Here is a 15024-nt window from a genome sequence, read left to right as displayed (position 1 = left end):
GCCAGTGCGGTCGTTATACTGCCGCCGAAACGCCCCCTGCACCAACCGAGGTCCAAATGGCGAAAACCTTCGACGTAGTCATTATCGGCGCTGGTGCCGCCGGCCTGATGTGCGCCGCCACGGCAGGCTATCGCGGCCGCAGCGTACTGGTCATTGATCATGCACCGAAAGCAGGTCGCAAGATTCTCATGTCCGGGGGCGGCCGCTGTAACTTCACCAACCTCAACAGTACGCCGGCAAATTTCCTGTCAGACAACCCCCACTTTTGCATCTCGGCACTCAAGCGTTATACACCACAGGATTTCCTGGAACTGGTGGAGCGCCACGGCATTGAGCACGAGGAGAAGGCAGCCGGCCAACTGTTCTGTCGCGACAGCGCCCGGGACATACTGGATATGCTGCTCACGGAATGTGAATGGGCCGGCGCGGAAATCCGGCTGAAAACCCCGGCGGAAAGCGTTGACCAGGTCGGAACCAGCTGGCGCATCCGGACCAGCGACGGTGTGGTGGAATGCGGATCACTGGTTATCGCCACCGGGGGCCTTTCAATCCCTACCATGGGTGCAACCGGTTTCGGCTACGAGATTGCCCGGCAGTTTGGACTGACGGTGCTTCCAACCCGGGCCGGACTGGTGCCGTTTACGCTTACCCCGGAATTAAAACAGCAACTTTCCCCACTGGCAGGCATCAGCTGCCCCGTGGACGTTACCTGTAACGGGGAACATTTCCGGGAGCCCATGCTGGTCACCCATCGCGGGCTCAGCGGGCCGGCCATGTTACAGATTTCCAGCTTCTGGCAGCCCGGCGACCCGATAGCCATTGACCTGCTACCGGGGGAGCAACCCCGGGATGTACTGGGTCAGCTCAAATCAGATAGCCCCACCCTGACCCTGGAGCGATACCTGGCACGCACCCTGCCACGGCGTTTCGCCCGGGCGTTTGCAGAGTTGCAGGGTTGGTCCGGGCCGCTGCAGGGCTATCGCAACGCGGACCTCGATGATATAGCCAACACCCTGTCCGGCTGGACCCTGCGCCCTGCGGGCACCGAAGGCTACCGAACGGCTGAGGTTACCCTCGGAGGCGTGGACACACGTCAGCTATCCTCGAAAACAATGGCCGCGACGGATGTGACGGGGCTGTTCTTTATTGGTGAGGTAGTCGACATCACTGGTCACCTGGGCGGGCACAACTTCCAGTGGGCCTGGGCCTCGGCCGTGGCGGCCGGAAACGTTGCCTGACGATTACCCCGGCCCGTGAGGAAGTCGTTTTTTGTTAAGGGGTTCCTGTTACCGGAGTGAGAATAACGGCACACTGTCAACAGCCGTTACAACAGCCATACAAAAAGGCCATTGACAACCGCCACTGACAAAAAGAGGGCTCTCCGCCATGGACTTTAACGCCAGAGTGATCCCGCTTCACCTCCACCCACTGGGCTTTATCGAAGTATTCACCCGCCACGGCGCGAATCTCGGCGACTTGCTCCGCGGCACCGGTATTTCACCGGCCATGTTTGATATGCAGGATATTCGCATCAGTTACCTGCAACAACAGGCACTGGTGCGTAACGGAATCCAGTTGTGCCGCAAGCCCGGGCTGGGACTGATCACCGGCATGGAGCTGGACTGGAGTTTCTGGGGCACCCTGGGGTACACCATTAACTCCAGCCCCAGCCTGAAGGAAGCCGGCGAAGCGTTCCGGCGGTACCTGGTCATCGCCCAACCCTACTACGCACTGATGGTGTCACGCCCCACCACCTATATCGACTGTAATCGCCGGGTGGTTGACCCCCTCGAGTACTCTGCCGACGAGGTCTATGACGAGGATGTCCGTCAGTTCACACTGGAATTCCGGGTTGCCATGACGGCGCGGCTATGGACCCTGTGCGGCAACCCCGGGGCCAGGGATACCGATGTGCATGTCACGCTGGATTACCCGGAGCCGGCCCATGTGGACCTTTACAGCGAGTTGCCGTGCAAGTCGGTAACCTTCGGTGCCGACAAGACAGCCATATCCGCAGACTATAACTACGTTATCCAGCCTTTCCGCCCCTACCGTCGCCGGGCATGGCGAAAACTTATCCAGCAGTGCGAGCAGGAGCTGAACCAGGCCCCGGTCGATATCAGCTTTACTGACCGCGTACGCTGGCACATCCGCGCCCACTTTAATCCGAATATCGACCTGGATCAGGTGGCGCAAGGCATGCAGATGCCTCCCCGTTCCCTGACCCGGCGCCTGGCAGCAGAGAAAACATCCTTCCGCAAGTTGCTGCATTCGGTTCGTATGGAAATCGCCACACACCAGCTACGGTCATCCGCACTGAGCGTGGACGAAGTGGCCGAGATTGTCGGCTTTTCCTGCGCCTCGAGCCTGCGGCGGGCCATGAAAAAATGGGCGGGCACCACCATTTCCCATATTCGTGAGCGCGAGGGCATTGAGGGGCTCATGCCGTGAGCACCAGAATACCCGGGTCACGGAAGCCTGCGCCACCACCCGGACGCAACAACCGGAAGGCCATGATCGGTGCCAGTGCAGGCGTACTTGGCGCCGTCGCTATTGCGATATGGGCTGGCGCCAAGGTGTTGATTACCGACGAAGCCCCGGCGCAGGCACCAGCGCAGGTCACTGAGGCTGATCCGCCGTCCGGGCAGCCGGCCCAGCGACCTTCCGGGGCAGAAGCGCAAACCTTTTCCGGATCTCTGCTGACAGCCAGCGAACCGGAAGCATCCACAGGAACGACAGAAGCAGACGCTGAACCCGAACTGACCATTCCTTTCCAGATTGAACAGGTCGCCCACGCCCTTAGCCAGGTCGACATAGACGAAAACGGGGATGTGGTCATCAATGAAGCGGCGCAAACGGTACTGGAACAGGCGTTCATGGATGCGCGGGTCACCGTGGATGAAAAGCAGCTGGAAGCTATCAAAGCCATGATTGCAGCCGGGCTTGAGGGCCCTGCGGGGACACAAGCCGCCGAGGTGGCCGAAAAGTTCTACCGGTACAGCAACGCCTTCCGGGAAATATCCGATACCCTGGCCATGCACTCCGATCCCGGAACCCTGCGCAATGATTACAGGCAGGTTGAACGGCTCCGTCGCACCCACCTGGGTCCGGAACTGGCCGAACAGCTCTATGGCAGGGAAGAGCAGCTGACCCGCTACACCCTCGACGTTATGGAGATACAGGCCGACCCAGACCTTACACCGGAACAGCGCACCGAAAAACAGCGGGAAGTGGCATCCCGTTACCCCGAAGTACTGCCCGTCGGGAACGAAGACGGCAACGCCACGGCTGGCCAGGCCACCAACTGATCGGTGGCCTGGCCTGGGTCAGGCCACCAACTGATCGGTGGCCTGGCCTGGGTCAGGCCGCTTCGCCAGCCTCCGCCTGCCCTCTCTTCTTTCGGGATCCTGGCCCGATCACCAACAGCACCGGCGTCAGCAGCAAGGTCAGGAATGTGGCAAACGCCAGCCCGCCAGCAATGGCACTGGACAACTGGGTCCACCACTGGGTAGAAGGTGCATTGATACCCAGGGACGGCGTCAGTAGGTCCACGTTCACACCCAGCACCATGGGCATCAGGCCCAGTATGGTTGTTATCGCTGTCAGCAGCACCGGTCTCAGACGCAGGCAGCCGGTTTCCAGTGCAGCCTCCCTGGCGTGCAGCCCGGAAGAACGCAACTGATTGAAGGTATCAATCAGTATGATGTTGTTATTCACCACGATCCCGGCCAGGGCAATTATTCCCATACCGACCATGACCACACCGAATGATTGCCCATTGAACAATAGTCCGAGCAGAACACCCGCTGTCGACAGTACGATGGCCGACAGAATCAACAAGGTCTGATACAGGGAATTGAACTGGGTAACCAGGATCAGCGTCATCAGGCCAATGGCCACCAGGAACGCTGTCATCAGGAACTCCATGGCCCGGCGTTGCTCTTCATCCTCGCCACCGAAGGTGACCTGAACCCGGTCAGGCAGTTCCGGTAACCGGTCCCGCAAGGCTTCAAGCTGGGCATTGGCGTTGTAGCCCGACTTTACGTCGGCCTTGATGGTGATCGCGCGCTCGCCGTCAAGGCGCGAAATAGTGCCTGTCTTTGCGGCCGGCTCCAGGGTTACGAACTGGGACAGGGGAACCTGCCCCCTGGACGTATTCAGGGTCTGGCGCTCAAACTGATCCAGCTCCCGCCAGGCCGCGGGCACGCGCACCGCAATGTCCACTTCGTCCCGCACATCCGCCGGGCGATAGGTCGCAAGGACCAGGCCGTTGGTCACCAGCCGTACAGAACTGCCGATGCTCGCCACATCGGTACCGAAGCGCGAGGCAGCCTCCCTGTCAACTTCGAGACGCCACTCGATACCCGGTAAGCTGCGGTCGTCCTCGACATCAACAAAGCCACCCACCTCGTCCATGGCAGCCCTCAGGTCGCTGACGTAAGCGTCCAGCCTGTCGTAATCCTGGCTGGTAACCATGATTTCAATGGGTTTTCCGCCGCCCGGGCCTTCCTCCTGCTGGCGGAACTCCAGCACGATACCCGGTATATCGGCGGTTATCCGCCGGAAATCAGCGAGGATTTCCGATGCAGGCCGACGCTCATCCCACTCTGCAAACCGGAACTGAAGCGTACCAATCACATCCGGTGCCATCCGTTCCCCGGGGCTAACCATGGACCTTGCATAGAGGGACAGCACTTCAGGCGACCCCGCCAGTCGCCGTTCCACTTCCCGCACAATCGCATCGCGCTCATGGACGGACAGGTCGCCCCTGGCCCGGACCTGGACCTGGGCAGATTCCGGCTCGACGTCCGGGAAGAACTCGACACCATGGTTGAGTTCACTGTAGGCCCAGCCAATAGCACCCACAATCAACAGTGCGCCGAACAGGGTGGTTCCGGGAAACCGCAGCAGTGTCGACAGCACCCGGCGATACCCCTTTACAAAGAGCCCCTCACCGGACGCGCTCTGCTGTCGGCCGCCACCGCTGACGCCGCCCATTACCGGCAGGAAAACCAGGGCCATGGCCAATGACGCCGTCAGGCAGATAATCACGGTGATCGGGAGATATCTCATGAACTCCCCCACCGTGTCCGGCCAGAACAGCAGCGGTACGAAGACGGCCAGGGTGGTTGCGGTCGAGGCAATCACCGGCCATGCCATTCGGCTCGCTGCCTCCGCCCAGGCCTTTGGCGGTGACATTCCTTCCGACAGGTTTCGATCCGCCAACTCAGATACCACAATGGCGCCATCCACCAGCATCCCGGCTACGAGGATCAGGCTGAACAGCACCACGATGTTCATGGTGTAGCCCATCCCCCAGATCACCAGGATACCGCTGAGAAATGCCCCAGGGATGGTAATACCAACCAGGGCGGCTGAGCGTGGCCCCATGGCGGCAATAACCACGATAACCACCAGCACTATTGCCGTCAGAACGTTATTGAGCAGGTCAGAGAGGATCTCCCGGACATCCTCGGACTGGTCCATGGTGTACCGCACTTCCAGCTCGTCCGACAGGCGCGGGGCAGCGGCATCCATCAGCCCGCGGACCTGGGCAACGGTTTCCAGGATATTTGCCCCGGCACGCTTGGACACCTCCAGCACAACGGCCGGCTCGCCATTGATGCGGGCGAACCCGGTCGGGTCCTTGAAGGTGCGTTGCAAGACAGCCACATCGCCAAATGTCACCACCCGGTCACCGCTGACCTTTACCGGCATGGCCATAACGTCCTCGACGTTCTCCACAACGCCAGGCACCTTGATGGCCATTCGTCCCTGGCCGTTGTCCAGGCTGCCTGCCGCCACCAACTGGTTATTACGCCGAACCAGGGTGGCCAGCTGGTCATAGTCTACGCCGTAGCTTTCCAGTACCTGCGGGTCAACGACGATTTCCAGCAGGTCCTCCCGGTCGCCGCCAATCTCCACTTCCAGGACTTCCGGAATGCCCTCAATAGCTTCCTGCAGTTCCCGGGCAATGGTTATCAGTTCCCGCTCGGAAAGTGGACCGGAAAGGCCAACGGAAAGAATGGGGAACAGGGATACGTTGATCTCATTGACGGAGGGCTCATCTGCCTCGGTCGGCAACTCGGACTGGGCCGCGTCGACCTTCTCCCTCACGTCTTGCAGGGCCTGGTCCGGGTTAAAACCGGCATCAAACTCCAGCACAACGGAGGCATAGCCTTCCGCCGCGGTGGCGCGCATTTCCTTGATGCCCTCCAGTGAGCGCAATTCCTGCTCCAGGGGCCGCACGAGAAGACGTTCCGCATCCTCCGGGCTGACGCCCTCCAGGGTGACCGACACATAGATGGTGGGAATGGTGACGTCGGGGTTGGACTCCTTGGGGATAGCGTTGAACGCCGCGATACCCCCCATGACCAGGAAGCTGAGCAACAATAATGTGGTGCGGCTCCGGTCCATCGCCGCATGGATCAGCGTGCGCATGGATCAGTCCTCCCGCTCAACGGGGACCGGTCTGACTTGCTGGCCCTGTGCCACGAACCCACCGCCGCGGGTGATCAGGTTTACCGGAAGCTCGATACCACTGACCCAGGCACCCTCTGTGCCTACACTCAACAGGTTGACCTCGCTGAAGGCGACCCGGTTGTCATCAGTTACATGGAGGATACCCGGGCGCCCGTCAGGCCCCAGGCTAAGTAACGCCGGGGACAGGAACAGGGCCTCTGTGGGGGGCTGATGAATCTCCAGGCTGGCGCTGCCGCCGGCAATGCGCAGTTGTTCCGGGTTCCGGACCCGGGCCTCGATGCGAAAGCTGCGGGTTTCGTGGTCGGCGGCACTGGCGACGAAGGTCAGCTCCCCTTCCAGCTTCCGGCCGTCGAGCAAGCTGACAGTAACCGGCTGGCCGGTCACCAGCTGACCTGCCTGCTGCTGGGGCACAAAGCCGGAAACCTTCAGCGGATCAACCTGGACCAGTTCGAACAGTGGTTCACCCGCCTGCACCAGCGTACCGGCTTCCACGAGCCTGGCGTTAACGGTGCCATCGAAGGGCGCTTTGGGCTCCAGGTAGGTCATTGCCAGACTCGCCTGGCGTAACTCGGCCCGGGCGGCCGCAAGCTCTGCCTCAAGTCTCAATTTATCCGATTCGGACGCCAGCCTGTCAGAGCGCAGGCGATCGGTGGCCGCCAGCTCCGCTTCCAGCTGGCGGACACGGGCCCGTGCACCCGCCACGGCCGCCGGCCGGTCATCCTCGGACAACACAAGAAGGCGCTCACCCTGCTTCACCGAGTCTCCCAGCTCTACGCTCAGCTCCTGGACCTCAGCAGCCAGGCGGGCTGTCACCTCTACCCGTCGCCAGGCCTCCACCTGGCCTTGCAGCCTGACCGAAGGCTCGAAAGTGCTTGCCGTTCGCCGCTCAACCTCGACCGCCGGGAGTTCCGTCGAACTGTCCTGGCGAGCCTCCTCGGGAACGTCATCCTCTGCCGAGCGAATATCCCCGGTGAGAAGCCATACCACCAGGGCCACCAACACCAGGACAGAAAGACCTGCAGAGCTCCAACTGATTTTCGACATACCCCAACTCACTCCCTGAAATGGAAGAGCCGCCATCACGACTTTTCGCTGAAAATTCAGGCATTTTTACAGAAACCCCGGCTCGCCTCAAACGATCGTTTGTTTAATGTCGTTTAACAGCGCGCGTTCTCAACTGGCCCACAAATTGCCTGAACCCTGCTGAACACGGTCGGGCCACGTAGCCGTGCCCCGCCGCTGACGATGGCAAATTCCAGGGAGATACAATCATGGCACCCGCAATGCCCAGCTCCGTGGCCCCTGAACGGCCCCTTGCCAGGGACTACCTGATCGCTTCGAAGCGCTGTGAATTGCTGAACCTGGAGCGTTACCTGCAGATGGGCAAGCTGGTTCTGAGCACCGGGAACCTGGTCCACAGGCTACAGCGGGAACGGGGCGCAACCAATGTCTTCCTGGGCTCGGGGGGAACCCGCTTTGCCAGCGAACTGGGGACCATGATCCATGACAGTGACCAGCAAATAAGGACCTTCGAACAGGAGTTGATGGAAATCCACGGCGAACTGACCAGCCAGCCGACCAGCACCAGCCTGCTCAACTCCATCGCTGCCGCGCTCCACGGTCTCGGGTCCCTGCCGGACCTGCGCCGCCAGGCCCAAACCCGGTCCCTGGCAGCAGAAGCAGCCATCCAGGCCTACGGCGAACGTATCCGGCACCTGCTTACCATGGTCTTTGATGCAGCGGAATCGGTCGTGGACCCCGCCATCGCTGGCATGATGGTAGCCATGGTCAACCTGATGCAAGCCAAGGAGATGGCCGGGCAGGAACGGGCCTGGGGTTCTCTGGGATTTTCCCGGGGCCAGTTCAGCCACGCCCTGTCCCGGCGCATGGCGCACCTCATTGATGCGCAGGAGCAGTCCTTCGAGGTGTTCAGCCAGTTCGCTGACAAAGATGTGCTGGTACTCTGGCGACGCCACAACAGTGAGTCCTGGTGGCAGGATATCCGCCGGCTACGGGGCGTGGCCTGCTCCTTGAACCGGAAGCGGAGCCTGGAGCCTGAACTGGCGAATAACTGGTTTACCCTGATGACGCTGCGGATTGACCAGCTCAAGGAACTCGAAGACCTGTTGGAGGCTCACTTCCATCGCCGATGCACTGCACGCTACGCCGAGGCACGCAATGCCCTGGCCCACGAGGAAAAGCTGATGGAGGGACTGGATGGGTCAGGCCATGCCCCGGAGCCGGTGCTGGTGGTCTGCCGCTCGGGTGAAAGTAATGGTGAGGACGCCGTTCCAACATCCGAAACCGGCCGCCGGCTGGGCCGGTCCCTCATGGACCTGGTGCAGCAGCAAGCCCGGCGACTGGACCAGGTCAACCAGGAATTGCAGCAGGCCCGTGAGGCGCTGGAAGATCGCCGCGCCGTCGAAAAAGCAGCAGCCATACTCATGCAACATCAACAGGTGTGTGAAAGCGAAGCCCATAAACAATTGCGCAGACTGGCCATGGACCAGGGACGCAAGCTGCCCGAAGTGGCCCGGTCCGTACTCTCCATGACCGGGTTGCTGCGCTAGGGCGGCACATCGGTCAGGGGCACGGCAGGTCAGGCAAGGATCCAGGCAGGACTCAGCGAGTCCGCACGGCAGGAAGTCGCAAACTGCTAGGCCGCAGGACCGGAGTTGAGCACGCCTTCCAGGTCAGATACATCCACCAGCGGGTCATCAAGGTCCAGCAACACCTCCGAACGGGCCAGCGTCCAGGCACGACCTGTGATATCCGTATCCACCGCCCGGTAATGACTGACGGCGGTCTCTCCGAGTAACCGGCCAACAAAGGCGCTGCCCCTGGGTGACACGGTTTCGAGGGTTTCACCGGCGCGCAGCTCTCCGTTCTGGTACATCAGTGCCATCCTTGCCGTGGTACCAGTGCCGGTGGGGCTGCGGCAGATAACCCCCGGATGCACATAGGTAGCGGAGCGGGAACGATAGCCCCCCGCCACCGGCTCCAGCGGTCCCATAAAATGCGCAAACGGCAGTGGTCCGACATCGCCCAATTCTGGATGCTGATCCGTTACCACCGGCCTGGCGGCCTCCACCAGTGCCAAGCCGAACTCAGCCATACGCCCGGTCTCACCAGGCATCAGGGCAAAGCCCAAGGCCTCGGCGTCCACCAGCGCAAAGTAGGCACCGCTCCAAACCAGGTCAAAGCGGACTTCACCCCAACCGGGCACATCCACTTTTACGTTCTGCTCACAGACAAAGGCCGGTTCACTGCGAGTGGTCACTGACTGTACCCGGCCATCCCGGTTGTGGGCGGTCACCCAGGCCAGCCCCGCCGGGGATTCCAGCACCAGGGTCTGCTCTCCTTCCTCCAGCGGCACCACGCCGTTCTCGAGAATCGCCGTCGCCGTGCAGATGGTATTGGACCCGGAGTACAGCGGATAGCCCATGGCCTCCATGATAATGTATCCGGCCTGGGCCCGGGGATGATCTGCCGGAACGATAAGGTCCACCGACATATAGGGATCCCCGTAGGGCTCGTTCAGCAACCAGCGGCGAAAGCCATCGCCGTGACGCTGCAAATAGCGCATCTGCTCCAGTACCGAGCCGCCGGGCAGGTGCCCGACACCCCGGGTAACAATCCGCGACACATCGCCGCCCGACTGCATATCCACCAGTTCAATGGAGCGGGTGCGGTGGTGGGGGCGACGGAACCCGGTCACCGGCACAGGCGACTCCCTTGGCTTCTCGGAACCTGCACGGTCTTCATGGTCTCTGAAATGGTCATCCGCGCCTCCTTGTTATTAATTGACAGGCTCAGGAATCAGGATAGATCACCAGAAGATAGTTTGGTTTACCGGGCAATTACCCGGTAAACGGGCCTTAACCGCGGTATCTGCTTGAGCACCACCTGAATCACCGTCATCAGCGGGACTGCCAGCAGGACTCCCACGGGGCCCCATAACCAGCCCCAGAAAAAAATGGCCACGAAGATGATAACGGGATTGATCGCCATTCGAAAACCGTGAATCCACGGTTCGATGAAGAACCCTACCAGTGAAGTGAGTATCAGGTAACCCAGCGGCGCGACAGCCATCAGCCACACTTCGTCGAGGCTGGTGGCAGACACAACCGCCAACAGGGTGATGGTCAGGATAACCCCAAGATAGGGCACAAACCGGGCAAGTCCTGCCACCAGCCCCCAGATAGCAGGGTCAGGCAATCCAATGGCCCAGCACATCAGGCCGGTAGTGATACCAATAACCAGGTTACTGACCCCGATAACGCCGAGATACTGGGCAATCTGGCTCTGGGAGTCCCGCACGATCGTCAGCGCCCGGCGTCGCTGCCCGGTAGGCAACTGCCGGATAAAATTATGGATCAGGCGGTCACCGCTGACCAGAAGGAAGTAGGTCAGCGCAAGGCTGAGCGCAAGACCAACAATACCCTTGCGGGCCTTGGTCATTAACTGGCTGCGCCAGGACTCTGTCTGCAGCACGACCGTCGTGGGCTGTTCCCGGGCCTCGTTTTCCGCCAGGTCCTCCATGGACTCTTCCACCTTGCGGGCCGATTCAGAGACTTTTTCCAGCTGGGTGCGGAATGTACTCTGGCCTACCAGCAGCCGGGAGATACCCTCCGGCGCCTCCTCAGCCCACTCCAGGGCAGGGGTAACAACGGCCCAGCCAAGCCCGAGAATGCCCGCAAGCAAAGCCACCACAAGCACCAGCGAACTGACAAACCGGGGTACACCGAAACGCAGGGCGCGGCTGACTGCCGGCGCCAGCAACAGGCTCGCGAGGATGGCAAGGATAATTGGCAGCACGATCTGGTGCGCAATATACAACGTGTACAGCACGCCCAGACCGAACAGTCCGTAAAGCGGTGTTGCCAGGTCCCCCAGTGCTTTCCAGCGGGGCCCGGCTGTGTCGTCTTTTTCTGACCGTGCCTCTGACACAGGTTCATCCGTGTTCATTACGTACGTCCTGGATATGGGTGGGCAAGTGCGACTTTTTCTCTGGTCGCTAACGGGTTAGTCTAAACGTTTAAACAATAACAATGACAGGCCTTTGCCTATGTCAAAATTCCGCGCCGAACTTACAGAACAACTGCCTTTCCCGCGGGAACAGGTATTCAGCCTGCTGTCCGACCATAATCGTCTTGGCGAACTGATCGGCCTGCCGGTCAGGCGCATCCGCGACAGCGACCAGGCCGACCCTAACGGAACCGGCTCGGTGCGCTGGATCGGCATCGGCCCTGTGGGCATCGAAGAAACCATCATTACCTTCGAGCCGGATCATCTGATCGAATATACCGTGACCAGCTTCAGCGCCTTTCGCAATCACCTGGGTCGTATCCGGCTTTCAGAAACGCCCGACCGCCTCACCGGATTGCACTACACCGTAGACTTCGACGAGGTGGTGCCCTACTCCGGCACCACGCTCCAGGCTGCGATGCAACGGGTCCTTAACCGGGGCGCCCGGCGCCTTCAGAAAGTACTGGCCGGCACAGGGTCCTGATTACAGAGTCTTGATTAATGTCAGTCAGGTTGACCTGACGCAATGCACTGGCGCAAATGCCTCCGTATGCTCCTGCCCCATGTTTCGCTTCAGCCAAGGAGTAAGAGATGGCAGCCGAGCCCATCGTCCTGTTTGATAACGGTCATCATAAATGCCTGATGTTCGATTCACTGGTGACCGGTGAGGGCGTCCAGTCCAACCAGTTCCTGATCGTGGACGGAAAGCACGAAGCCCTTATCGACCCGGGCGGTGACCTGACCTACACCCCCCTGGCCGTGGCTGCATCACGATACATGAATATCCGTGAAATGGACTATGTGTTCGCCTCCCACCAGGATCCCGATATTATCGGCGCCATCGACCGGTGGATCGTACATACCCGTGCCCAGATCGTCACCTCCAAGCTGTGGGCCCGGTTCCTGCCTCACCTGGCCTCCGGCTATGTCACCAACCAGCTGGGAAGCAATGTCTTCGACCGGATTATCCCGGTTCCCGACAAGGGCGCCCGGGTGAGGTTCGGTGACAGCCATATCGAATGCCTGCCCGCTCACTTTATGCACTCGGTGGGCAACCTGCAGTTCTATGATCCCGTATCGAAGATTCTCTTCTCCGGAGACCTGGGGGCGTCCATGGGGGCCACGGAAGACCACAAACCGGTGACAGACTTCGATGCCCACATTCCGTTCATGAAGGGCTTCCATCGACGCTACATTGGCTCTCGCAAGGTGTGTGAACTCTGGGCCAACATGGTGCGGGGCATGGACGTTTCCATGATCGTACCCCAACACGGCAAGCGCTTCGAAGGGCCTGAAATGATCGCTCGCTTCCTGCAGTGGGTCTCCTCCGTGGATTGCGGCATCGACCTGATGACCCAGGAGCATTACCGGCCCCCCAAGGAGTTTATCTGACGGTCCCAGGCCGTGACTCAGGTCAGTGGTTTGACGGTAAATGCCAGTGTACTATTCGCATTCCCCGACGAACCACAGGATCCAGACCATGGGCAGAGCCTACCAGAACCGAAAAGACTCCATGGCCAAGACGGCCGCAGCGAAAACCCGTGTTTATAGCAAGTACGGCCGGGAAATCTACGTGACCGCCAAGTCCGGTGGTCCCGACCCGGACGCCAACCTTGCGCTGCGCGGGCTGATTGATCGCGCCAAGAAAGACCAGGTGCCTACCCACGTCATCGAGAAGGCTCTGGACAAAGCCAGGGGGGGCACCGGCGAAGACTTCTCCACCGCCCGCTACGAAGGTTTCGGACCCGGCAATTGCATGGTGATCGTGGACTGTCTTACCGACAACCCTAACCGCACCTTTGGCGATGTCCGCGTTTGCTTCACCAAGACCAAGTCCAAGATCGGCACTCCCGGCAGCGTCAGCCATATGTTTGATCACTGCGCCATCCTTGCCTTCAAGGGCGACGATGAGGAAGCGGTCCTGGAAGCACTGATGGAAGCAGATGTCGATGTCAGCGACATCGAACAGGAAGACGGCCTGATTACCGTCTTCGCGCCCAACACCGAATACGCCAAGGCCAGGCAGGCCCTGACCGGTGCGTTCGAAGGCCTGGAATTCGAGGTGGATGACATCCAGTTCCTGCCCCAGACAACGACGCCGGTTCAGGGTGATGATGTGGAGATGTTCGAGAAATTCCTGGACATGCTCAACGACCTGGATGACGTTCAGAACGTTTACCACAACGCCGAGCTTTGATATCAGAAGGGAGGCCCGCGAAAGCTCGCGGGCCTGGCCAGCAAATCAGTCCGCAATATGAACCAGTTGCTTACCGAAGTTCTTCCCTTTCAGCATTCCCTTGAACGCCTCAACCGCGTTATCCAGGCCTTCGGCCACGGTCTCACGGTACTTGATCTCGCCTGACGCCACCCGGTCCGCCAGGATACCGGTGATTTCCTGGTGCCGATCCTGCCACTCGGTAACCAGGAAGAAACGGTGCTCTGGAACCGGGTTCAGTGCCTTGAGTACGTGGAAAGGAGTTTCCACCTTGGTGGGATCTTCCGCGTTGTAGGCGGAAACATAACCGCAGATGGGTACCCGGGCACCTTCGTTGAGCAGCGGCGCCACAGCGCGGGTGACCGCACCGCCGACGTTCTCGAAATAGATGTCGATACCATCCGGGCAAGCCGCTTTCAGGTCCTCTTCCAGGTTGCCGGCCTTGTAATCGACACAGGCATCGAAGCCCAGTTCCTCTACCACGTAGCGGCACTTATCGGGACCACCGGCAACGCCAACCGCACGGCAACCTTCCTTCTTCGCGGTCTGACCAACCACGGTGCCTACCGGGCCTGAGGCTGCGGAAACCACCACCGTTTCACCAGCCTTTGGCTCGCCCACGTACATCAGGCCGCAATAACCGGTACGACCCGGCATGCCGGCAACACCCAGGTAGGCCTGCAGCGGCACGCCCGCCTTTTCCTGAATCTTGTAGACCATGTCTGCGGTATCCGGGAATACGGAGTACTCCTGCCAGCCAGCGTAACAGGTCACCAGGTCGCCGACGTTGTACTTGTCAGACTTGGACTCGACGATACGGGCCACGACTTCACCCACAATCGCTTCACCAATACCGATGGGGTCCATGTATCCCTTGGAGTCATTCATGCGCGGACGCATGTATGGGTCCAGCGACAGCCACAGGGTCCTGGCCAGGACCTCGCCCTCTTTCAGGTCACGGACCGGCTTTTCGACAAGCTTCAGGTCACCGTCCTGGATTTCGCCCTGGGGCCGCTGATTCAACACGATGGCGCGATTGGTGTAGTCACTCACTGTTGTAGCTCTCCTGTATCTGGTTGCGTTACGAAACCGGATCAGGATGCAGCTAAAAAAGCTCCCGGTCAAATGTGATGCGTTTGACCTGCGAAGAGGGTGATAACTTTATTTATGCGAACAAGCGCGGTGGCAGGATGACGATGGTAATACCGACGTTACCGACACCTAGTGTCCCGTTTGGTTAATTCGCTGATCTACTGAGCCACTGAGAGCCTTGAGAGCTAGGCGCGGTGGCGAAGGTT

The 15024-nt window shown here is 60.3% G+C and carries 12 protein-coding genes; 7 read left to right on the top strand and 5 right to left on the bottom strand.

Going from position 1 to position 15024, the window contains the following annotated elements:
* Positions 1 to 56: 56 nt before the first annotated feature.
* The 3 genes from MLC59_RS13160 (at position 57) to MLC59_RS20035 (ending at position 3308) form a co-directional block, all read left to right on the top strand.
* The gene (locus MLC59_RS13160) at positions 57 to 1238 is read left to right on the top strand and encodes a BaiN/RdsA family NAD(P)/FAD-dependent oxidoreductase (protein WP_248234816.1); all 1182 of its coding nucleotides are present in this window, start codon (positions 57 to 59) and stop codon (positions 1236 to 1238) included.
* 148 nt (positions 1239 to 1386) lie between these two features.
* Positions 1387 to 2451, top strand: a complete 1065-nt coding sequence (locus tag MLC59_RS13155) for an AraC family transcriptional regulator (RefSeq protein WP_248234815.1) — start codon at positions 1387 to 1389, stop codon at positions 2449 to 2451.
* Positions 2448 to 3308 (top strand): lipase secretion chaperone, encoded by an 861-nt coding sequence (locus MLC59_RS20035; RefSeq protein ID WP_248234814.1) that lies wholly within the window; start codon positions 2448 to 2450, stop codon positions 3306 to 3308. The genes MLC59_RS13155 and MLC59_RS20035 overlap by 4 nt, the downstream gene beginning before the upstream one ends.
* 52 nt (positions 3309 to 3360) lie before the next feature.
* Here the strand turns inward: MLC59_RS20035 and MLC59_RS13145 are convergent, their stop codons facing one another.
* Together MLC59_RS13145 and MLC59_RS13140 are read right to left on the bottom strand one after the other, a co-directional pair.
* A complete protein-coding gene (locus MLC59_RS13145; RefSeq protein ID WP_248234811.1) occupies positions 3361 to 6441 on the bottom strand; it encodes an efflux RND transporter permease subunit in 3081 nt (1026 codons plus the stop codon).
* Positions 6442 to 6444: 3 nt separating this feature from the next.
* Positions 6445 to 7527 (bottom strand): efflux RND transporter periplasmic adaptor subunit, encoded by a 1083-nt coding sequence (locus MLC59_RS13140; RefSeq protein ID WP_248234810.1) that lies wholly within the window; start codon positions 7525 to 7527, stop codon positions 6445 to 6447.
* A 227-nt stretch (positions 7528 to 7754) separates the two neighbouring features.
* Between MLC59_RS13140 and MLC59_RS13135 the strand changes: the two genes are divergently transcribed.
* Entirely contained in the window at positions 7755 to 9053 is a 1299-nt protein-coding gene (locus tag MLC59_RS13135; protein ID WP_248234806.1) for a nitrate- and nitrite sensing domain-containing protein, read from the top strand.
* Positions 9054 to 9139: 86 nt separating this feature from the next.
* Here the strand turns inward: MLC59_RS13135 and MLC59_RS13130 are convergent, their stop codons facing one another.
* Complete coding sequence (locus tag MLC59_RS13130; protein WP_345799780.1) at positions 9140 to 10207, bottom strand: proline racemase family protein; 1068 nt, start codon at positions 10205 to 10207, stop codon at positions 9140 to 9142.
* A gap of 125 nt (positions 10208 to 10332) precedes the next feature.
* The gene (locus tag MLC59_RS13125) at positions 10333 to 11451 is read right to left on the bottom strand and encodes an AI-2E family transporter (RefSeq protein ID WP_248234804.1); all 1119 of its coding nucleotides are present in this window, start codon (positions 11449 to 11451) and stop codon (positions 10333 to 10335) included.
* A gap of 100 nt (positions 11452 to 11551) precedes the next feature.
* Here MLC59_RS13125 and MLC59_RS13120 point away from each other — a divergent pair, with 100 nt between their 5' ends.
* The 3 genes from MLC59_RS13120 to MLC59_RS13110 all read left to right on the top strand — a co-directional run bounded on the left by MLC59_RS13120 (position 11552) and on the right by MLC59_RS13110 (position 13708).
* Positions 11552 to 11995, top strand: a complete 444-nt coding sequence (locus tag MLC59_RS13120; protein WP_248234802.1) for an SRPBCC family protein — start codon at positions 11552 to 11554, stop codon at positions 11993 to 11995.
* Positions 11996 to 12102: 107 nt separating this feature from the next.
* On the top strand, positions 12103 to 12903 hold the full coding sequence (locus MLC59_RS13115; RefSeq protein WP_248234800.1) for an oxygen-binding di-iron domain-containing protein: 801 nt from the start codon (positions 12103 to 12105) through the stop codon (positions 12901 to 12903).
* Between the two features lie 88 nt (positions 12904 to 12991).
* Positions 12992 to 13708, top strand: coding sequence for a YebC/PmpR family DNA-binding transcriptional regulator (locus MLC59_RS13110; RefSeq protein WP_248234797.1), 717 nt, complete (start codon positions 12992 to 12994; stop codon positions 13706 to 13708).
* Positions 13709 to 13753: 45 nt separating this feature from the next.
* Here the strand turns inward: MLC59_RS13110 and MLC59_RS13105 are convergent, their stop codons facing one another.
* Positions 13754 to 14779, bottom strand: coding sequence for an NADP-dependent oxidoreductase (locus tag MLC59_RS13105; protein ID WP_248234796.1), 1026 nt, complete (start codon positions 14777 to 14779; stop codon positions 13754 to 13756).
* Between the last annotated feature and the right edge of the window lie 245 nt (positions 14780 to 15024).

The sequence above is a fragment of the Marinobacter bryozoorum genome (genome assembly GCF_023156245.1).
Taxonomy (GTDB): Bacteria; Pseudomonadota; Gammaproteobacteria; order Pseudomonadales; family Oleiphilaceae; genus Marinobacter; species Marinobacter bryozoorum.
Note: the sequence above shows the minus strand (reverse complement) of the source record. Positions and strands in the feature narration are given on the sequence as shown.

Excerpts from the sequence above, each read along its gene's own strand:
- MLC59_RS13110 (WP_248234797.1), top strand. The coding sequence starts at position 12,992 with ATGGGCAGAGCCTACCAGAACCGAAAAGACTCCATGGCCAAGACGGCC.
- MLC59_RS13125 (WP_248234804.1), bottom strand. The coding sequence starts at position 11,451 with ATGAACACGGATGAACCTGTGTCAGAGGCACGGTCAGAAAAAGACGAC.
- MLC59_RS13145 (WP_248234811.1), bottom strand. The coding sequence starts at position 6,441 with ATGCGCACGCTGATCCATGCGGCGATGGACCGGAGCCGCACCACATTA.
- MLC59_RS13140 (WP_248234810.1), bottom strand. The coding sequence starts at position 7,527 with ATGTCGAAAATCAGTTGGAGCTCTGCAGGTCTTTCTGTCCTGGTGTTG.
- MLC59_RS13135 (WP_248234806.1), top strand. The coding sequence starts at position 7,755 with ATGGCACCCGCAATGCCCAGCTCCGTGGCCCCTGAACGGCCCCTTGCC.
- MLC59_RS13160 (WP_248234816.1), top strand. The coding sequence starts at position 57 with ATGGCGAAAACCTTCGACGTAGTCATTATCGGCGCTGGTGCCGCCGGC.
- MLC59_RS13155 (WP_248234815.1), top strand. The coding sequence starts at position 1,387 with ATGGACTTTAACGCCAGAGTGATCCCGCTTCACCTCCACCCACTGGGC.
- MLC59_RS13120 (WP_248234802.1), top strand. The coding sequence starts at position 11,552 with ATGTCAAAATTCCGCGCCGAACTTACAGAACAACTGCCTTTCCCGCGG.
- MLC59_RS13115 (WP_248234800.1), top strand. The coding sequence starts at position 12,103 with ATGGCAGCCGAGCCCATCGTCCTGTTTGATAACGGTCATCATAAATGC.